Source organism: Erysipelothrix larvae, from assembly GCF_001545095.1.
GTDB classification, from domain to species: Bacteria; Bacillota_I; Bacilli_A; order Erysipelotrichales; family Erysipelotrichaceae; genus Erysipelothrix; species Erysipelothrix larvae.
The window spans coordinates 1818951-1839907 of record NZ_CP013213.1 but is presented as its reverse complement, the minus strand read 5'-3'; the positions used below and the strand labels follow the sequence as shown (position 1 = coordinate 1839907).

Annotated in this window: 15 protein-coding genes; 13 read left to right on the top strand and 2 right to left on the bottom strand. The window is 31.1% G+C overall.

Features of this window, described 5'->3' with window-relative positions; translation table 11 throughout:
- From AOC36_RS08450 to AOC36_RS08400, 11 genes are all read left to right on the top strand, one after another.
- Window positions 1-795, top strand: a complete 795-nt coding sequence (locus AOC36_RS08450) for a DUF4422 domain-containing protein (protein WP_067633316.1) — start codon at window positions 1-3, stop codon at window positions 793-795.
- A gap of 13 nt (window positions 796-808) precedes the next feature.
- Window positions 809-1924, top strand: coding sequence for a UDP-galactopyranose mutase (gene glf / locus AOC36_RS08445; protein ID WP_067633315.1), 1116 nt, complete (start codon window positions 809-811; stop codon window positions 1922-1924).
- Complete coding sequence (locus tag AOC36_RS08440; protein ID WP_067634608.1) at window positions 1917-2837, top strand: glycosyltransferase family 2 protein; 921 nt, start codon at window positions 1917-1919, stop codon at window positions 2835-2837. Before glf ends, AOC36_RS08440 begins: the two co-directional genes overlap by 8 nt.
- Before the next feature lies 1 nt (window position 2838).
- Window positions 2839-3978 (top strand): glycosyltransferase, encoded by a 1140-nt coding sequence (locus AOC36_RS08435; protein WP_067633314.1) that lies wholly within the window; start codon window positions 2839-2841, stop codon window positions 3976-3978.
- The gene (locus AOC36_RS08430; protein WP_067633313.1) at window positions 3979-5199 is read left to right on the top strand and encodes an O-antigen ligase family protein; all 1221 of its coding nucleotides are present in this window, start codon (window positions 3979-3981) and stop codon (window positions 5197-5199) included.
- A 70-nt stretch (window positions 5200-5269) separates the two neighbouring features.
- Complete coding sequence (locus AOC36_RS08425) at window positions 5270-6244, top strand: glycosyltransferase (protein WP_067633311.1); 975 nt, start codon at window positions 5270-5272, stop codon at window positions 6242-6244.
- A 26-nt stretch (window positions 6245-6270) separates the two neighbouring features.
- Window positions 6271-7260: a GDP-mannose 4,6-dehydratase gene (locus AOC36_RS08420; RefSeq protein WP_067633310.1), complete on the top strand. Its 990-nt coding sequence runs from the start codon at window positions 6271-6273 to the stop codon at window positions 7258-7260.
- A complete protein-coding gene (locus tag AOC36_RS08415) occupies window positions 7247-8422 on the top strand; it encodes a nucleotide sugar dehydrogenase (protein ID WP_067633309.1) in 1176 nt (391 codons plus the stop codon). The genes AOC36_RS08420 and AOC36_RS08415 overlap by 14 nt, the downstream gene beginning before the upstream one ends.
- 663 nt (window positions 8423-9085) lie before the next feature.
- The gene (gene istA, locus AOC36_RS08410; protein ID WP_157777170.1) at window positions 9086-10534 is read left to right on the top strand and encodes an IS21 family transposase; all 1449 of its coding nucleotides are present in this window, start codon (window positions 9086-9088) and stop codon (window positions 10532-10534) included.
- An 11-nt stretch (window positions 10535-10545) separates the two neighbouring features.
- Window positions 10546-11292 (top strand): IS21-like element helper ATPase IstB, encoded by a 747-nt coding sequence (istB, locus tag AOC36_RS08405; RefSeq protein WP_067630339.1) that lies wholly within the window; start codon window positions 10546-10548, stop codon window positions 11290-11292.
- Window positions 11293-11492: 200 nt separating this feature from the next.
- Window positions 11493-12662, top strand: coding sequence for a glycosyltransferase (locus AOC36_RS08400; RefSeq protein ID WP_067633307.1), 1170 nt, complete (start codon window positions 11493-11495; stop codon window positions 12660-12662).
- An 824-nt stretch (window positions 12663-13486) separates the two neighbouring features.
- Here AOC36_RS08400 and AOC36_RS08395 read toward each other — a convergent pair.
- Window positions 13487-14956 carry an LCP family protein gene (locus AOC36_RS08395; RefSeq protein WP_067633306.1) on the bottom strand — a complete coding sequence of 490 codons (1470 nt, stop codon included), beginning with the start codon at window positions 14954-14956 and terminating at the stop codon, window positions 13487-13489.
- Window positions 14957-15450: 494 nt separating this feature from the next.
- Here AOC36_RS08395 and istB (AOC36_RS08390) point away from each other — a divergent pair, with 494 nt between their 5' ends.
- Entirely contained in the window at window positions 15451-16218 is a 768-nt protein-coding gene (gene istB, locus AOC36_RS08390) for an IS21-like element helper ATPase IstB (protein WP_257721649.1), read from the top strand.
- A 572-nt stretch (window positions 16219-16790) separates the two neighbouring features.
- On the opposite strand, the gene AOC36_RS08385 is transcribed toward istB (AOC36_RS08390), so the two are convergent.
- Window positions 16791-19001, bottom strand: a complete 2211-nt coding sequence (locus AOC36_RS08385) for an AAA family ATPase (RefSeq protein ID WP_067633305.1) — start codon at window positions 18999-19001, stop codon at window positions 16791-16793.
- Window positions 19002-19799: 798 nt separating this feature from the next.
- Between AOC36_RS08385 and AOC36_RS12225 the strand changes: the two genes are divergently transcribed.
- Entirely contained in the window at window positions 19800-19943 is a 144-nt protein-coding gene (locus tag AOC36_RS12225) for a hypothetical protein (protein WP_157777169.1), read from the top strand.
- Window positions 19944-20957: the final 1014 nt, after the last annotated feature.

Sequence of the window (20957 nt, the reverse complement as noted above, 5' to 3'; positions counted from 1 at the left end):
ATGAAAAAAAATATAAAAATATTAATTGCAGCTCATAAAGAATATATGATGCCAAATGATGATCTTTATTTACCAATTCACGTTGGTAAAGGAAATAGTAATAGTGAAATAGGATATATGGGTGACAATAGTGGTGATAATATATCTGAGAAAAACCCGTATTATAGTGAGCTGACAGGACTTTACTGGGCTTGGAAGAATTTAGAGGTTGATTACCTTGGGTTAGTACACTATAGAAGATACTTTGCTTTAAAGAAGTCGATGTCAAAAAATCCAAAAGACAGAATGAATTCAGTATTAACACTTGAACAAGCAAAGTCAATTCTCGATGAATTTGATGGTATTGTACCAAAGAAAAGAAATTATTATGTAGAAACACTATACTCACATTATGAGAATACACTTCATGTTGAACCGCTTGAAATCACAGGAATGATAATTAAAGAGAAATACCCGGAGTATTTTGAATCATTCGAGAAATTGAAGGTTTGGCGTGAAGGATACATGTTTAATATGATGATTTTAAAGAAGGATGATATGAACCGGTATTTAAAGTGGCTATTTGAAATACTAAGTGATTTGGAATTTAGAGTTGATAACTCTCGGTATTCTCCGTTTCACGCTAGATTCTATGGCAGAATTAGTGAATTATTATTTAACGTATGGCTAGATTTAGAAAATTTAAATTTAAAAGAAATTCCAGTAATAGACATTGAACCAGTTAACTGGCTTAAGAAAGGTACTAGTTTCTTAAAGGCAAAGATAACTTCAGAAAAATATGAGAAGAGTTTCTAAAAAGGAGATTTTGATGAAAAAATATGATTATTTAGTTGTTGGTGCTGGTCCGTTTGGATCAATATTTGCTTATGAAGCTCAGAAAAGAGGAAAAAAAGTAAAAGTAATAGACAAACGAGATCATGTTGGAGGAAATATGTATTGCAAACCTATGGAAGGTATAAACGTGCACTGGTATGGAGCACATATATTTCACACAAGTAACAAAGAGGTTTGGAACTATTTAAATCAATTTGCAGAATTCAATCGATATACAAATTCACCTATAGCAATTTATAAAGATGAATTATACAATTTACCTTTTAATATGAATACTTTTAATAAGCTTTGGAATGTAAAAACTCCTGAAGAAGCAAAAGCTAAGATTGAAGAGCAAAGAAGTATTCATTATGTAGAATCTCCGAAGAATCTCGAGGAGCAAGCAATTAATTTAGTAGGATATGATATCTATGAAAAATTAATTAAAGGCTATACGGAAAAACAATGGGGAAGAAAATGCACTGAATTGCCATCTTTTATCATAAAGAGATTACCTGTACGTTTTACATATGATAATAACTACTTCAATGATATCTATCAAGGGATTCCAATAGGAGGGTATAACGTGTTCTTCGATAAATGGTTGGAAAACATTGATGTAGAATTAGAAGCTGACTATTTTGAAAACAGGGAATCATATGATGCGCAAGCTGATAAAGTCTTATTTACAGGGATGATAGATCAATTTTATAATTATCAGTTTGGGACCCTTCAATACAGAAGTCTTAAATTCGAACATGAAGTACATAATGTTGAAAATTATCAAGGAAATGCAGTTGTAAATTACACAGAAGCAGAAGTTCCATATACACGTATTATCGAACATAAGCACTTTGAATTTGGAACTCAAAGCAAAACAGTTATTACAAAAGAATACTCCGCTGAATGGGAACTTGGTGACGAACCATATTACCCAATTAATGATGATGAAAACAATAGAATTTTTGAAAAATATTATACTCTTGCTGAAAAAGAAGAGAATGTTATTTTTGGTGGAAGACTGGCAGAATACAGATATTATGACATGCACCATATTGTTGAAAATGTTCTTAAATTGGTAGAGAAGGAATTAGGTGTTCAAGTTGACTAAATCAAATAAAACAACCGCTGTTATCGTTGTGACGTTTAATAGAAAAAATCAATTAGTAACTACGATAGAAAAATTGCTACAACAATCGAATCGTGATTTTGATTTATTTATTATTGATAACTGTAGTACAGATGGAACTTACGAATACTTAGAAAGCAATATCTTACTAGATAAAGTATTTTATTTTAATACAGGTGAAAATATCGGTGGTGCAGGAGGATTTAACTTTGGGATCAAGACTGTTTTAGATCATTCTAATGAATATAAGTATGTATGGTTGATGGATGATGACACATACGCTGAACAAGATGCTCACAGAGAGCTGATTAATGCAGCTGACCGGTTAAATAATAACTTTGGTTTTTTATCAAGTGTTGTACTGTGGAAAAATGGAAAATATTGTGAGATGAACAGGCAGAGGCTTGTTAGAAAATGGTATAAAAAAATGGAATATCTAGATGAAGGTTTAATCTTAACTGATCGGGCTACATTTGTGTCATTTTTTACATCAATCAAGTCAATTTATGAAGTAGGACTACCTATATCTGATTTCTTTATTTGGGGAGATGATATTGAATATTCAAATAGAATTAGTAAAAAGAATTATTCGTTTGTTGTTGGCAAAAGTAAAGTTGTTCATTATACAGAGACAAATGTTGGGTCAGATATATCTAAAGACGATAAAAGTAAATTATGGAAATATAAGTATGCTTATCGAAATGAGGTGTACATTGCAAAAAACAATGGAATTAGAGGCAGACTTTATCAATTTGCTAAGATTGGTTATCATATCTTACGTGTATTAGGGACAAGATGTGATAATAAAATTAAAAGGATTTCAATTATTCTTGGATGTTCTATAAAAGGATTATTCTTTAATCCGAGAGTTGAAGTTCCTAAAGAAGGTGATTAGAATGGGACAAAAGATTAACATTTTACATATAGTTGGTGAACCCCTTAATTTTGGTGGTCAAGAAACATTTCTAATGAACTTAATTGATAATAACAATAATGTTGATTTGATTCACCATATTCTTACACCGTTTGAATGTACAAATCAAAAACTAGTAGACGTCGTGAAAACAAATGGTGGAAAGGTATTTTTTGATTCAAAACCGTTTGAAAGTAGACTTAGAAAAGTTTATTTTAGAAAGTCTATAAAAAAGCAATTGAGTAATATATCCTCATCAATTGATATAGCTCATATTCACTCCGGAAGCATATATAACTTATCTCAAGGCTCTAAAATTGCGAAGATGATCGGCATAAAACAAGTATTTGTTCACTCACATGCAACAGGAAATGATAATCTTAAACATAAAGTAATTCGATTCATTTCTCAAAGAACGTTTTTGAGCTACACTGATCGTTTTTTTGCATGTTCGAAAGAAGCAGCTAATTGGAAATTTGGGAAGAAAGTACTAGCTAAAAATGAATGTGTGATCATTCCTAATGGAATTAAATATGAAGATTATTTATACTCAGACTCTTCTCGGCATGATTACCGAGATAAGTTATCGTTAAAGAATAAATTTGTAATTATCCAACTTGCTAGATTTAGTTTTGAAAAAAACCATAGTTTTTCTCTTCAATTGTTTAAAGAGTTACTAATCAAAAATACTAATCTTGAGTTAATTCTAGTAGGTTCTGGACCGCTAAAAGGGGAAATACTAGATACAGCAGATAAGCTGGAAATTTCTAATAGTATATTAATATTGGAAAATAGAACTGATGTTCCTCAGATATTATCTGCCTCGGATTTATTAATTCTTCCTTCAATTTTTGAAGGTTTGGGACTTGCTGCTGTTGAAGCACAAGTATCTGGGCTTAATGTAATATGTTCAACTAATGTTCCAGACGAAGTGAAAATTTCTGATAATATTGTATTTATTGATACTGAAGATAAAACTAAATGGACAACTGAAATAATGGGGATTATTAAGGAGAATTTAATAAATGACCGTGAAAATACTATGAAAGGTCTTAGCGATCGATTTAAAGTAGAAAGAATGGTTTCTATTCTTAACAGCTACTATACAAATGAGGAGATTTAGATGAACTATTTTATGAATATTGACTGGAAGACTAATATAGGTAAGTTAAGAGCTGCGCTATTTGAAAATACTATTTTCTTGTCTTTAGCAATGTTAACATTTTTGCAACCAGCTACTGAGTTACTAGGAGAATTCGATATTGTATTTGACTTAATGAAAGTTGCTTGTTTGCTTTTAATCTTACCATGTTACATTTTTTATAATAAAAAGTCTGTAGTTTCGTATGTAATTATTTTTATGCAATTTGTATTTCTTACCTCTACTATATTGAATCAGGGTAGAGTATGGTGGTCTTTAGTTCAGTTTGCATCCATCGTTTTGCTAGTCATGTTGTTTGATGTTGGGCTTAAATACAATCATTTTTTAAAAAGAATATTCCCAATTTCATTGTCTATGCTATTATTATGTGTTTTATCTATGTTTGTTTTTTTTCCAGAAGGAATGTATGTAGTTGATTATTCCCAAACTCCTTCAGTTGCAGGGAGCATTGTAACAGACAACTATCTGTGGGGATTTGATAATAGTTCGATATTTCGGGTTATTCCTGTTTTGATGTTAGTCGGAGTATATTTGTATCGGCAAAACAAGGAATGGCATTTTATATCACTAGTCTTTATTACTGCTTCAGCATTTGGTTATGTAAGATCATTTGCTGCATTCTTTTCCCTCGTATTCCTGTTCTTTGCTCTCATATTATATAAAAAGTTTCCTAACTTAATAAGAAAATATTTTACTTTTAGAAATTCATTTTTACTTGTATTAGCTATATTCATTTTCTTATCCTTTGGAAGATCTAATTTTATTATGTATTATATTGCAGAACAATTGGATAAAGTGGGAAGCATGTTTTATAGATTTACTGTTTGGCAATTAAGTATTGATTACGTTCTAACAAATAATCCTATTCTAGGAGTTGGTTTTGCTAATCAGTCAATTGATATAGCTCGAACGTTAATGGACCACCCTCACAACATTTTTATTGATGTACTCTATAGAGGTGGATTAATCGCCTCGGCTAGTTATATGTACATTCTATGGTTAACTCATAAATATACAACTAATAAAACTAATACTGACACTATACTAGCTACAATTTTCTTCTTCACATTTTTACTAGCTTCGCAATTTGATTACTATAATAATGAATATTTGCACTTCTCATTTTACATCTGTTTTAGTTATTTTGGCGGTTTCTACAAAAGCTCTAGAATTAATACTTAAGTATTTTTACGCGGATTTTTATGTTCAATAATCAATTGTAAAAAGTTCAGTAAGTGAAAGGAAAATAATTATGACTAGCAGAAAAGAATTTGATGTTTCTATAATAATGAGTGTTTATGATGAAAGTGAACAATTAATTTTTGAATCAGTACGATCAATGATTAATCAGACATTTAGTCGATTTGAATTTATAATTGTTAACGACAATCCTGAATCAAAAAGAATTAATAATATATTAAACAGAATTAGTAATCTTGATACAAGAATCAAAGTTTTAACAAATGAAACAAATATTGGTCTTGCTAAAAGTTTGAATAAAGCAATTACTGCTTCAAAATTTGACTATATTGCTCGAATGGATGCAGATGATATATCACTTAAAGATAGATTGGAAAAACAGGTTCATGCATTTAAAATAAATGATAATCTTGATATTGTTGGTACTGATTATGCATTAATAGGTGAACAAGGAGAAGCAATTGAACAAAAACATTTTCTTGCAATATCTGATTTAGATATTAAAGAATACCTTCAATTTGATTCACCAATATGTCACCCTTCGGTTATGATGAAAAAATCAAAATACCTTGAACTTGGTTGTTATAATCCACTACCATCAGCTCAAGATTATGACTTATGGGTTAGGGCAAATAAAAATGGAATGACGTTCTATAATATTCCGGAAGTGTTGATACATTATAGGGTAAGATCAGATGGTATTTCACATACAAATTTATTGCGCCAATTCCTGTGTACAGAGTATTCAAGGAAAAAATTAGCTTCTTCTGAAAACTTTGTACTCGAAGAATTAAAAGATTATCTTGAAGATAATGGAGCTAATGATTCAACGAAGGTTGATAACTTTAAGAAGGATACAAGAGTGTTTCTCAAATTCTTACATAACATTAAGTCAACTAGTTCAATCAAACCTTTCATACAAACCTTATTAAATCTTGCTGTTAATGCACCATTTAGAAGATGGCTTAAAAATTGGTTTAGACTTTTTTTACTAAGAAGGAAATTAGCGCAATCAAGTTTGACTTGATTGCATATAAATATGGAGGAATTATTATGTATTTAATTACAGGAGTTGCTGGTTTTATTGGTTCGAATCTAGCAAAATATTATCTTGATAGAGGAGAAACAGTCTATGGCGTTGATAATCTGAATGATTATTATTCTGTAGATCTTAAAAAAGATCGTCTAAAACGACTAAATAGTTTTGATAAATTTCATTTTTTTAATGTTGATTTATGTGATTATAAATCACTAAAGCAAATTTTTGATACATATAGGATTTCGATGGTTATTAATCTTGCAGCTCAAGCTGGAGTTCGCTATTCTTTAGAAAATCCTGATGCTTATATTGAAAGCAATATTGTAGGGTTCCATAACATCTTAAAGCTATCTAAGGAATTTGGCATTGACAAGCTATTATATGCTTCGTCCAGTTCTGTCTATGGTGGAAATAAAAAAGTTCCTTTTGAAGAATCTGACAATGTTGACCATCCTGTTTCTTTGTATGCTGCATCTAAGAAAACAAATGAATTAATGGCGGAAGTCTATTCACATTTATACGATATTAAATGTTATGGTCTTCGGTTTTTCACTGTATATGGTCCAATGGGAAGACCAGATATGGCATATTTTAGCTTTTTAGATAGGTATTTTAAAGATGAACCAATTCATATTTATAATAATGGTGATTTTAAATATGATTTATATAGGGATTTTACATATATTGACGACATTGTTGAAGGGATTGCTAAACTATCAAAGACAAGTATTGATAGCAATCATGAAATATTCAATATTGGAAATAACCAGCCAACCAAATTAATGGATTTTATTTATACATTAGAATCATGTCTTTCAAATAGTCTAGGAGAAGAAATTTCTTTCAAAAAAGTTTTTGAACCTATTAAGCCTGGCGATGTTAAAGCTACGCATGCAAATACTGATAAACTTTATAAAATTACCGGATTCAAACCCTCAACTTCATTAAACATTGGATTACAGCATTTTACAGATTGGTACGTGACATATTATGACTATAAATAAAATTACTGTTGTAGGAACAGGATATGTAGGATTATCATTATCCACATTACTTTCGACAAAATATAGTGTTGTAGCACTGGATATTGATGAAAATAAGATTAATATGATTAACAATAAACAATCACCAATCCATGATGACTTAATTATAGAATATCTTAATAATATAGATTTAAGTTTAGTAGCAACCACTGACAAAGAAATTGCTTATAAGAATACAGATCTTGTTATTGTAGCAACACCTACTAATTATGATGAAATTACTAATACTTTTGATACGAAGTCAATTGAGTCAGTAATTGAAGATGTGATCCAATTTAACACAAAAGCACCTATCATCATTAAATCTACTATTCCTGTAGGATATACAAATAGAATTAAAGTTAAATATGGAAAAGAGAACATATGCTTTTCTCCAGAATTTTTGAGAGAAGGTAAAGCCTTGTATGATAATTTATATCCTTCAAGAATCATCGTCGGATCTGATGACGAATTTGCAGTGAACTTTGCAAATATTCTTAGTGATGTATGTTTAAAACCGAACGTTAGTATATTATTGATGAATAATACAGAAGCTGAGGCTGTTAAACTTTTTTCAAACACTTATTTAGCGTTAAGGATCGCATATTTTAATGAATTGGATACATATGCTGAAGTTAATGATTTAGACTCAAAAAAAATCATTGAAGGCGTTGGTTTAGATCCAAGGATTGGAATGCATTATAACAACCCTTCTTTTGGTTATGGTGGATATTGTTTGCCAAAAGATACTAAGCAACTATTAGCAAATTATCAAAATGTTCCTCAAAACATGATTTCTGCAATAGTTGATGCTAATAGAACACGTAAAGACCATATATCCAATATGATTATTCAAAAGAATCCTGCGATAGTTGGGATTTATCGACTAACAATGAAATCAGGTTCTGATAATTATAGGCAGAGTGCGATTCAGGGAATAATGAAGAGAATTAAGGCTAAAGGTATTGAGGTTGTTATATATGAACCCACAATGAAAGAAGATACTTTCTTCAAGTCAAGAGTAGTAAGTGATGTATCGGAGTTTAAGAAGATTTCCGATGTTATCTTGGCTAATAGATGGAGTGATGATTTAATAGACGTTACTTCAAAAGTTTATACACGTGATTTGTTTGAGGAAAACTAGACTATGTTTTTAAAGATTTCATCAGAAAGAATAGGTAATTAATTAACTAGTCTCATAAGGTAGTTTGATTTGAAGAAAAATTCTAGAATGAAACGCTTATACATGTTACCTAACAACACTTGTGATATTAGAAATGTTTTTTGTTCGGTAAGCATATCTAACTTTTTTCCGATGAAATTTGAAATCTTTGAAGTAGTTATACCTTAAAAGATATATACGATGAAAGGACGTTCCCAAATCAACCGTCCTTGGTGCATACGGTGAATAGTTTGTTGGTGGAAGTCACTGCTACGATCTTTTGGTATCCAAACCTTTATTGATTGCCAAATGGTTTTGAGGTCTCAAGTGAATAAAATTCGTTCCCTGAATTACGCAAAATTACAACCACAAACACCATGTATATAATAGTTAAGAAAACAGTTAGGTTTGTCTTAAGCAAGTGATTGAGCAGTTCTTAAAGTTCATTGTAGGTATTTTAGTTAATGCTCATACTCTATGATTGTGTATTGTAGTTTTCTGTGCTAAAATTTTTCATGAGTAGTCGTCTTGTTGTATTTGTTAATCTAAAAGTGGGCCAATTCTCAATTGAAAACTGGTCCACTATTTTTATAACTTCAGAAGTGTGTGATAATGCTTTTGGAGGTGAAAGAGGTGATATCACAAATGAGCAAATATTCAATTATCACATTAAAAAAGAAAGGATGGTCCAACAGAAAGATTGCCCTTGAATTGGGTATAGACCGAAAGACGGTCGCACGGTATCTTCAGGAATATAATAAATGTCAAATACAATTGATTGATAATCATGATTTATCAGACGAAAGAAAAGTAGAAGTCATTGATCAAATTGTTGGGGACCGTCACTATGATGCAAGCAAACGAGGTAAGCGCAAGTTAACGCAAGAAATTCAAGCACGCATCATTGAAATTATGGATTCAGAAAAAGATAAAGATATGTTACTAGGAAGACATCATAAGCAAAAGTTAACAGTCACTCAAATATTTGAAATTATCAAAAGCGAGGGACATGATATTGGTCAGACAACCATACGAAATTTTGTGCATGAAATTCAAGCTTCACGAGAAACATTTATTCGACAAGATTATCGATATGGTGAGCGGTTAGAGTTTGACTTTGGAGAAGTAAAGCTTTTAATTAATGGTGAACTAAGAACATATTATCTCGCTGTTTTCTCATCACCAGCAAGCGGATATCGGTATGCATATTTATATCCAAACCAACGCAAACAAGTATTCATAGATGCACATGTTCGCTTCTTTGAGCATTCTAAAGGCTCTTGGGGTGAAGTTGTATATGACAATATGAGAAACGTCGTGAAGCGCTTTATAACGCCTTATGAAAAAGAAATTAATGATGATTGCCTCAAACTGGCACTCTATTATAATTTTGAAATTAACCTGACTAATATACGAAGTGGTCATGAAAAAGGAAGTGTAGAAAACAGTGTTAAGGTAATTCGAAATCGTGTATTCGCAAAGGACTATAAGTTTGAAACATTTGAAGAGGCATGTGTTCATCTTGAACAGACTCTTGATGAAATCAATATAAAGAGTTCAATCGAAGATGAAAAGAAAGAACTTCAACCTTACAGAATTCCTTATGAATTCGCTGATATCGAAGTATATAGTGTTGACAAGTATGGTTGTATACACGTTGAAAATAATTTTTATTCAGTCCCAGACTATCTCCAACACAAAAGAGTTACGGTCAAAAACACCGTAAATTCGATACGCATCTATTCAAATCACACATTTGTGTACGAACATAAAAAGATAGATGGTCACCATCAATATCAGCTTGTGTTGGACCACTATCTGAATACAATGATGACTAAGCCGGGATCCGTAAAGAATTCACTTGTCCTAAAACAACATCCTGAGCTTTATAACATCTACCATAATCATTATAAAACAAGAACTAAAGAGTTCATAGAAATTCTTCAAGAAAACAGGAATGAAACGTATAAAACGCTCAAAGATGCTTTAAAGTATCGGTTGGTTTCAAATACAATTGACACCGTTGAGTATGATGACAGCATACAAGAACAATCACGTAAACAACTTAAGAAAATAAGCCAATTAATGCATTAGGAGAAAAATTAATGGAAACAATTGAACAATTGTCAAAAGAATTAAAACTTTCATTCATAAAAACACACTATGAAGCAGCAATACAGGAAGCGAAACACAAAGGATTGGATTTTCAAGAATTTCTTAACGAACTGCTTTATTGCGAACGAAACAATCGTCGTGACAACGGAATAAAACAACGCATTCGTGCTGCTCGATTTCCTCAAAACAAGACATTGGAGGATTTTACGACTGTAAAATTTAATTCAGAATTAAAACGAAAGTTTAAAGAACTGGAAACATTGAACTTTATAGAAAATAAAGAAAACATTATCTTAATGAGTAATCCTGGAATGGGAAAAACACATTATGCGACCGCACTTGGAATCAAAGCTTGTCTAGAAAATAAAAAAGTGCTATTTATCAGCGTTCCTAATCTAATTATAGAGTTAAAAGAAGCTATGTCAAAAAATCAAATTACGCAATACAAAAAGAAGTTTGAAAAATTTGATCTAGTAATTCTTGATGAACTCGGCTATGTGTCATTTGATAAAGAAGGAAGTGAAATTCTATTCAATCTAATCTCAAATAGAATAACAGTGGGCTCTATGATTATTACAACAAATTTAATGTTTGATAGATGGGAAGAAATATTCAAAGATCCCATTCTAACAACTGCTCTAGTCGACCGCTTAACCTATAAATCACATCTATTAAATATGAGTGGAGAGAGTTATCGTGTTGAAGAAACAATTGCTTGGCTAAAGAGCAAAGAATGACAAACGGTAGTGGACCAGTTTTCAATTGAGATTTGGACCATTATTCAGTTGACAAATACACTTGTCTAATTTTGATTAGTCACAGTTGAATCTAATAGTAACAGCACTCTTTTTTATGATAAACATTCTTCCTGGTTTGGTAGTATCAGGAATACACATACATTATTTTGTACTACTTAGTTAAAGTTATAGGAGAATATATGAGAAAAAAAATTTTGTTTATAATAGATAGTTTGTTTACTTTGGGAGGTGAACAGCGTGTTCTATCTGTCTATGCCAATGAATTTGTCTCGTTAGGGTATGATGTATCTATTTTTTGCAGAGACATTGAGACTAAAGAAGACAGAAGTATTTTTGGTCTAAAGAATACCATTAATATATATTATCCAAAAGAATATAATAAAATAGAAAGGGTAAACAGATTCTTATTAAAAAAATTTCGTGGATTGAATAGAAAAACAAAAATATTTAGTTGGAGTTCAAGAATATGTGAATACTTACTGTCTGATAAGACTTGCAAGGTTGCAGTTGAATCTAATATTAAGACCGGAAAGTACGATACTGTCATAGCTCTAGGATCTGAAATGATTTTCACCTTAGCTATGATTGCGCCTAAACTAAATTGCACAACAATTGGATGGCAACATAGTAGTTTTGAAGGATATTTTAATGAGAAAAATATGCGCATGATTAATGAGCACCGGATGGTTAAGAAATTGTTGCCAAATTTGGATAACTATGTAGTATTGACTGATTATGATAAAAGACGTATGAAAGAGGTATTTGATTATGATTGCATCAGAATCTATAATGCTAAAAGCTTTGAGTCAGACAAACAATCCAATTTAACTAGTAAAAAATTCTTAGCAGCAGGAAGACTGGATCCTGTAAAAGGATTTGATATGATGTTGGAAGCATTCAGTATTTTTTGCAATGAGAATAATGGATGGAGTTTATCTATTCTGGGGGAAGGCAATATAAAAGATCAAATTAAAGAAAGAATTAAATTTTACAATTTAGGAGATAAAGTTTTTTTACACGGACGAATTAACAACATTCAGGATTACTTGTTAGATAGTAGTTGTTTTTTACTTTCATCAAAACTTGAAGGATTTGGGCTTGTAGTCGTGGAAAGCTTGGAAATGGGAGTTCCGGTAATTTCTTTCGATACAACTGGACCCCATGAAATTTTAAATGGGTATGATTGTGGAAATCTTATAGAGAAATATGATGTGAATTTATTTGCAGCTGCAATGAATAAAATTTCAAGAGACTACAAGGAGAGGGTTCAAATGGGAATTAATGCAAAAAAAAGAGCTGATGATTTCAATTTGAAACAGATAATAGAAATGTGGACAAATATAATATAGTATAGTGCAAAGCTTCCCTATAACAATCATATTAACAAACTCTTTTTTCTGTGAAAAATAACTAATATTAGATTGCTCTTATACAGTTTCTATTAAAATTGTGTAAGAAAATTAGATAAGCTTAGTTAAGTATATATTTTATTAATGGTAACTGAAAACCGAGTATGACAAAAACAACTATACAACATAGCACTTTGATTTTATGTGATAATAGTGCTAGACAACATATGTGTTGCGACTCTTGTGAATGTCGAAAATTGTTCTCAGCAAGTTATCACTTGTGGCTACTTTAGCAGACTATATGAGTAATTTAAAATAGCGTGTGGTTTTGAGAAATCGCGCTCTAAAATACCGTGTGGGTAACAACAAAGAAAAAGAGATGATTTTCAGTAAGTCCGGAGATGGAATATTCTGAGATCATCTCATTTTTTTTGCGATCATTTTGAATTTTTATATGATTACTTTAGATAACTACCCCTAGACTTTTTCTTTGTTTTGTCAGATTTTAAGTTTTCTGATATATCGGAAACAAGAAAATATTAGTTCCTTTATTCACCCACATAATGAATATAAATGCTTTTGCAGAAAATGCGAACTCAAGGATTCGCTCTTATATTGCAATTACCAATGGCAGTCAAAATTTCACTCAGTTTAGAAAAGGGTCCTCTATGCTCTTTATCCGAAAATACAAATAAATTGTATCATTAGTATACGAAACAATTTTTCGAACTAAATACTGTGCCACAACTTGAACAAAGCCTTTTAATTAAAGTGTAGAAACAATCGTTGTGAGAACAACAAACGCAAAATTATTAATTTTTGAATTAATCTGTAACTTGAACTACTTCACCCTTTTCCATTTGATGGATTAATGATGATGCACGGTTTACTGAATCTTGGTTTGGAATCATAATGTATAAATTGCGTCCTGGCATACTGTATGTAACACCCGATGATCCCGTACCGGTTAATTGTACTTGTTGGATATCCCAGCTTTCCATCGAATCCACTTGATGACGAATAATGGATGTGAGTTCACTTTCTGAGAAACTCATTTGAAGTGAACCTGACACTGAGTTAAGGACTGAACTAAAGCGTGTAATAATGGATGGTGACATTGCTTTATTTAAGATCCCTTGTACAAGTTGTTGTTGGTGGTAAACACGATCATTATCACCATTTGGCAAGTTGTAACGTTCACGCACAAATGACAATGCTTGTGCGCCATTTACTGAGTTATTCCCTGCAGTAAATCGATATCCACCGTGTTCAGGTAACGTAATAAAGTTATATTTAGTATAAACTTCAACGCCACCCAAAGCATCCACAATATCGGTTACAGATGAGAAATTAACACGAACATAGAAATCAATATCGATGTCCAATAAGTTTTCAAGTGTATTCATGGATTCTTCAACACCATAAAGTCCCGCATGGGTGAGTTTATCCTTCGCACCTCGTGATGCTAGGGTTACGAAGTAATCACGTGGAATACTTGTGAGTAAAATTTGATTTGTTTTTGGGTTCACGGTAATAATCATATTCACATCTGAACGTGATACTGTGGAAACTGGTCCATAGGTATCAATTCCACTGAGGAAGATACTGTAGGTTTCCTTTAAGACGTCAGGACGTGTGTCTCTTTGTACGACTTCTTCTTCATACTTGTAAGACGCAATAATACGTACGTTACTTGTGAAGTTTTCATCAATTTCATCCATTAATGACATGTTTCCTTCACTCATAATGATCACTTTGACCGTTCCATCATAGAGATCATCAATCATGGTTTCATAATCAGAATATGCCTTAATTGAGATATCAATGTTGTCTTTCTCTTTAATAAGGGTTACTGCACGGTTTGCAGTTTCTTGTTCTTGTTGTGTATTTACACCAAACTGCTCATCTTTGACATCGGAAATATTTTTCGCAGGACTTTCATCCAATACAAGTACGTTAATAACGTGTGTATTTGTACTCCCTCCAGTTACACCACCAATAAAACCACTGGCATTCATGACGTAGATGGTTCCCAGTAAAATCACAATCGATAATATTAAACTGATAATTCGTGATGCAAAGCCTTTGGTCTTCATGACCCATAGACCCATCAAGATAAGGAGCAGTACGATCACGCCCATTGCAATTAATAGATAACGTGTTGGTAAAACATTCGCATCGATAATTGCGTAAATCGATAACGCAGAAAATAACGCTTGAATTCCCAAGACTACCCATCCAAAACGTTTCATTGTAAGATCTCTTTTTGGATTTGATCCTTTTTGTTTCTTCATATATACCTCTCATCGTTTCTTTACATACGTTGTGACTTAAAATATTCATTTATCTTTATGTCATCATTACACAACCTTCAAATTATAGTTTATAATTCCCAAGCTATCAAGCTTCTCGTGAATATACTCCTCTTCTTAAAGAAAAAATGCTAGTGTGTAAGCAATAATTTCTTTATACCATATACTATCAAAAAGACTAATATAAAATTATTTTACACTATTCATAGCATTTTACATAGCCTTCAATTGCTATTTTTTTTATTCTAATATAAAAATAGTGTCAAATTTGCAAACAGAAGTCAAAATGAGCACCTTGCGTCGCCTTATCTTGAGAATTAAAATTTTTAATATTATCATAGTATATAGGTTAGAATTTATGTTGTGCATAACTAATGCCAAGTGCAGCATTTTTTTGCTGTAATAATAGGTGAAATTATGCACATTGATTACAGAAGTATAGCAAGATTTAAAGGCTTACGAAAGGAACAAATTAAGTGACTGCAAAATTGATTAACAACTTAGAAGATTTAGGACTCACCAAAATGATTGAGAATTTCGATGAATATTCCGATAGAGTCAATCGAAATGATATGACATTCGCACAAGCACTCTATGAACTCAGCGAAAAAGAGATGTCATTCAGAGACGAAGGTGCAATTACCTCTTGGGTGAAGGTCAGTAATTTTCCATACCTTAAAACTGAAAGAGACTATGAATTTGATTTTCAGCCTAGTGTTAGTAAAAAGCAAATTATAGATCTAGTTTCGCTTCGATTTATTGAAAACAAGGAGAATATTATTTTTGTTGGGACACCAGGAACAGGTAAGACACACCTAGCAACTGCAATTGGAATTGCATCTGCTATTAAGCACTTCTCAACATACTTCATAACTTTTGAAGAACTAATTAATCAACTGAAAAAGGCCAACTATGAGAACAGACTCGAAACGCGATTGAAATTCTTTGTAAAATATAAGGTGTTAATCATTGATGAACTGGGCTATTTAGAAATGGATACTGAGGCAGCGAACCTGTTTTTTCAATTGACAGCTAAGCGATATGAGAAGCATAGTACGATCATAACGACAAATACACCTTTTAGTAAATGGGGTGATATATTCCAGAATCTAACGCTTACAAACGCACTACTTGACCGACTCCTTCATCACTCACATATTATAAATATTAAGGGTCCGTCATACCGAATGAAGGAAAAAATGGGAAGTATCGAAAAGGAGGAAAGCGACAAAAATCTCATATAAAAATGTTGGTTTTCCTACATTCTTATATGATAAAAAAACTATTTTTTATATTAACATTTACAAGATTAGCGAGTTCAATATAATGTAGCACAAAAAGTCAACAAAATAAGTACCTTGCGTTGCTTTATCTTGAACTTCATGAAAGTTATATCGCGAACATAATGCATAGATAGGGCTTGAGTGATCAAATCTACTAATAGATAGGCGTAATTATCGTTTAGCATTTATGGGTACAACTCATGCTTGGTATATCATCTACTTGCTGGAAATGAAAGTGCATATAAGGCATTGAATCGAGAAGAAAATCAAAATTAAAATAGGAGTAAATCTCAAATAAAAGAAAACCGGAAGTATTAGGAATAAGTATTTTTGGTGCGTTTCCATTAATACATCAATAATTTGGAGAAGGCACAATGTGAGCATCTACGTTCATTATCAAAAGAATAGAAGTATTTAAATGATTTGAATATTTAGAAAAGACAGAATATATTACGGAACACTAATTAACAATATGTGTCAATACAAGTAGATAAAGGGATTAAAACTTCTAAGTTGATATAAAAGTAATTCTATTAGCTTTGATTACTTTCATTACTAAATTGAATCAGTTGCTTTGGGAATTCTTTTGTGACGTAATTTATAACTGCGACAGCTCCTTCTTTTAATACATCCGAAGTGTACGCAGTATCTAATCTAAAGTTCCCATGAGATAAGTCCTGCATAAATGTATAAATTTCTAAATTTTGGTTTAGTTGTTCTTTCTCACAAATCATATTATACAAACTTGAGCTTTTATCACCATAACCGCAAAATTGTGCAATTGTTTCAATAATATGTCTAATAGAATTGGGAGTGGTATGACTTGGTAGCTTTTTCCCTTTTGCAACTGACCACACGTCATATAAATGATAATCATAAGGCATTAAAATCTCATTTTTATATTCATCCAATCCATCTTCCAAGATTAACTTATGTTTAGATAAATTGTTTCTTGATAAAATATTAAAAAATTCTAAATTATGAGTAAGCATTATAAACTTCAATTGAAACCCTTCAATATCTTTTTGATAGTTCTTTAGCAAAGCAACAAGTTGATATGTATATTGGATATCCATACTTGATACTGGGTCATCTATTACAAGAATTATTTTATTATACTCTTCAGTATCACTGACAACCTCATGAATGCTTGCTAAAAAATAACAAAATGCAAGTATACTCTTTTCTCCTTCACTGAGGGCCTTATTTGAACTTGTATTAATATTATATTCTTTTAATGTTAAAGTAAAATCATCTTTATTTAGAACGTACTTATCTCTGAAAAATTGAAATAAGTATTTTTCTAAGTCATTTGCTACTAAATCTTTTTTATTGGATTGATTCGTGTTTTCCTTTTCTAAAATTAAACTTCTAAGGTCAAAGGTATTTTTGCGAAGAACAACTATTCTATCAATTAGTTTCCTGTTTTCAGAGTGAAGTTTATTGAATAAACCTTCACAAATTGATCTTCTATACTCTGTTTTTAGTTTTGCTATGTTATTCTTTTTTATGTTAAATTCAGATAAGCTCATGTTAATTTGCTTAATATTGTTAGCTAATTTATCTATAATCTCATTAGTTATGTCAGTGCTGTCAAAATCAAGAGTGATATTTTGCTTCTTAGACTTTACTCTTTCCAAAATCATAGTTGCTAAGTCTTTCCACTCATCAATATGAGTTTTTAGTGAAACAATACTTGTTAAGTCAAATGGCCCAAAAAATTGGTTGTAATATCTGATTCTCTCCTCGAACTCTCCTAAATATCGATAATATTCATCAATATGTCTTCTTATCTCTTCAAACTTATCGAAATATGCTATTAACATTTTGTTAACCTTTGTTTCTTCATCGTTAACAAATTGAACATATTGATTAATTAATTGAAAGGCATTGTCGGATAGATTCTGTTTGCAAAATGGACAATTGTTACCCTCATGTAATTTAAGTCCCAACTCTATAAACTTTAAATTTGTTTTTACATATTCCCTAAAATCAGCTTCAAATTTATTCAAAGTATACTTTGTTTTCAACAGATTTTTAAGGTCACTTATTTCTATCCCAATATCAGAAATTCTATCATCTAATCTAAAGTCACGGATATCATCAGGTAAACTCGAAAGTTCAGAATATTTTCCCACCTCAACACTATAGTCTACATCTGTTGGTTTGTATTCAATTATATTAGTGTAATTTATATCCTTACACTTAGTTAAAGAGTTTGAAATTTTGTACTTTTTAAGATTTGATTTTGCCTCTACTATATTTTCTTCTATTTTTGATCTAAGCGAATTTCCCTCATCTAAAAGTGAGTTGAGCATCCTCTTTTCAGAAGATAGATCAATATTTCCTTTTCCTAGCACAATTCCTTCGATATTACTATTAGGAATAAACTCTTTTTCGCTGAAGTTCTCAATAATATAATCATTGTTAAAAACATGGAACTTGCGGTCTAAAAGGTTTTGACAATTATCAATTCCATTATTGCTTAAACGGAAGCTTGCGCTATTACTTCCAATGTTAAATGAGAAATTTCCAGATTGTTGTCCATACCTAAGTAGAATTTTTGAATATTCATTTCTGTCCTCTAGTTTCATTGCAAATACATTGAAACATCGGCTGATGAATGTTTTTCCTGCACCATTTCTTGCATATATCGAAATTCTCATATTATTTAGGGTTTTACTAAAGTCTATAGTTTTATGTGGGCCTATATTCACAAGCTTAAGGTCAATTTGTGTTGTCATCTTTCTCTCCTACTCAAAAAGTTTATGGTTAAATTGATTATGGCATATTATTGCTATATTTTCCATCATAAACTCAATTAAATTATGTTATCAAGTTACATTTAGTATATCTTAATCCTATTTTTATTCTTCTAGTTCAGTTTCTGTTTTCGAGCTCCTTTCTGAATAGTAGCTCTTTTGTTTTCGTGGCTTTAACGACAATGCCTCTAGTTCTTCTATGTTTGGTGTGCGATATAAATTTTAACCTATGTATTATGATAATACTAAAAGATTTGGATGCTCAACATAAGTAGGGGAGCAGTCCTCAAATAAAGTGATGAAAGGAGCTAATATTGACAGCTTTAGAAATCTATCACATATCCGTCTTTGCCCATTATTTGTATAAATTGCAACACAAGTTAAAATTTCACCGATAAGGGTTGTTTGATTAAATTTCGTATTTTTATGAATTGAATCTAATAGTTCAAGTTAGATGCTGTTGGTACAGCTATGCTTGCTTTGTTAGCAATCATTTTAAGCATTAACACTTCAAGAGTGTCTCAACATATGCTATCCTTGGTTTGAAGTATTCTTCTACGAGAAGGTAAGAAAGTTGTTATTCGTGAGTTTATGCATAATCTTTCATTCTAATTCCAATAACAGTAGTTATACGTTTTTTCATATTTTTCGCAGTGACTTTCATAATGTTCTAAATAGATCAATTATAAGATACTATTGGGTTAATTCCAAAATTAATCACTGAACTTTCATAAGGTAAGATTATTTGCTATAACTCAACTAAAAAGAGGAGATTTTATGATGGATGATCAATTAATTCAATTAGGTATTACTTTTGCTGATGTTGTTTCTAGTAATACTATTAGTTTTGTTAGTACAAAAATGGAGACAGCAAAACAGAAAAAAATCTTGAGGATCAATCCCTTACATATAGGAAATAGTTAATAACTTACTCACAGATAAAGAAGAACTAATTACGATAGCAAGAGATTATAAACAGCAATTAGATAATGTAGTGATTAGTGATGAGAATATTGAATACCTACATAACACTCTTGAGCAATTAATTAAAATTCTCAACTTTTTTGCACCTCAAACTGAAGATACAAATCAGTTGATAACAATGTTGATACAACTACTCAATAAAGATACCCTTAAGACTATGCAGCTCCTTGGGTTCAATTATAAGGAAGGCATTGGGATCTCTCTCTCTCAGATGTATGCTCAGCGTTCATAAAATCAAAATTGAATTCAAAACACAAAAAAAAGAAATAATATACTAACAGATTCAATTGTTAGTTTGATATCTTAGAACCAGCAATATTAAAGCAAGAACTTTAGCATTAACACTAACATAAGAAAATAATGCACACTAATTCAAAAATCACTATGACAGCGAAATCACAATTTAAATAAAACTTGAAATTGTAGTATCGTCAGATTAATGAAAATATAGTTCAATAAAACGAGTTTGAGATAACTGTCACTTTCATAAAAAACGGCAAAAACGAACAAAAATTGCCGTTTTTTTATGTGTCATGTTTGTTGCACATTAAATGTGGTAAACTTTAGCAGTGTATTGTCGTTGGAAATGAGTCCAATATTTATATAACATCAGAAGTGGGAATATGCATTTGGAGGTATAGAGGTAGAGAAGTTGTATATTAGAAGCCAGTGATTGAGATCAAAGGTCTTGGATACCCACTAGATTAAAAACCAGAGAAGTAAACTAAAAACAACAATCAACTAAGGATGCAATACGAATTGATTATCCAAAACTGTTTAAGGAGTTTCTTACAAAAAAGCATTTAAGCCACAGTTTAAATCAGATTTTGAGAATGTAGAAACAAAATTAAAGAAATGGTTATCATGGGCTAGTTGTTGTTGTATTCCTCCATTTGTGATTCTAAACAAAAAGATAAAAGGCACTATGACTCATTCATCAAAACTGTAGGGCAT

Coding starts and splice junctions, on each gene's coding strand:
- AOC36_RS08450 (WP_067633316.1), top strand. CDS start 1: ATGAAAAAAAATATAAAAATATTAATTGCAGCTCATAAAGAATATATG.
- glf (WP_067633315.1), top strand. CDS start 809: ATGAAAAAATATGATTATTTAGTTGTTGGTGCTGGTCCGTTTGGATCA.
- AOC36_RS08435 (WP_067633314.1), top strand. CDS start 2,839: ATGGGACAAAAGATTAACATTTTACATATAGTTGGTGAACCCCTTAAT.
- AOC36_RS08430 (WP_067633313.1), top strand. CDS start 3,979: ATGAACTATTTTATGAATATTGACTGGAAGACTAATATAGGTAAGTTA.
- AOC36_RS08425 (WP_067633311.1), top strand. CDS start 5,270: ATGACTAGCAGAAAAGAATTTGATGTTTCTATAATAATGAGTGTTTAT.
- AOC36_RS08420 (WP_067633310.1), top strand. CDS start 6,271: ATGTATTTAATTACAGGAGTTGCTGGTTTTATTGGTTCGAATCTAGCA.
- AOC36_RS08415 (WP_067633309.1), top strand. CDS start 7,247: ATGACTATAAATAAAATTACTGTTGTAGGAACAGGATATGTAGGATTA.
- istA (WP_157777170.1), top strand. CDS start 9,086: ATGAGCAAATATTCAATTATCACATTAAAAAAGAAAGGATGGTCCAAC.
- istB (WP_067630339.1), top strand. CDS start 10,546: ATGGAAACAATTGAACAATTGTCAAAAGAATTAAAACTTTCATTCATA.
- AOC36_RS08400 (WP_067633307.1), top strand. CDS start 11,493: ATGAGAAAAAAAATTTTGTTTATAATAGATAGTTTGTTTACTTTGGGA.
- AOC36_RS08395 (WP_067633306.1), bottom strand. CDS start 14,956: ATGAAGAAACAAAAAGGATCAAATCCAAAAAGAGATCTTACAATGAAA.
- AOC36_RS08385 (WP_067633305.1), bottom strand. CDS start 19,001: ATGACAACACAAATTGACCTTAAGCTTGTGAATATAGGCCCACATAAA.
- AOC36_RS12225 (WP_157777169.1), top strand. CDS start 19,800: ATGGATGATCAATTAATTCAATTAGGTATTACTTTTGCTGATGTTGTT.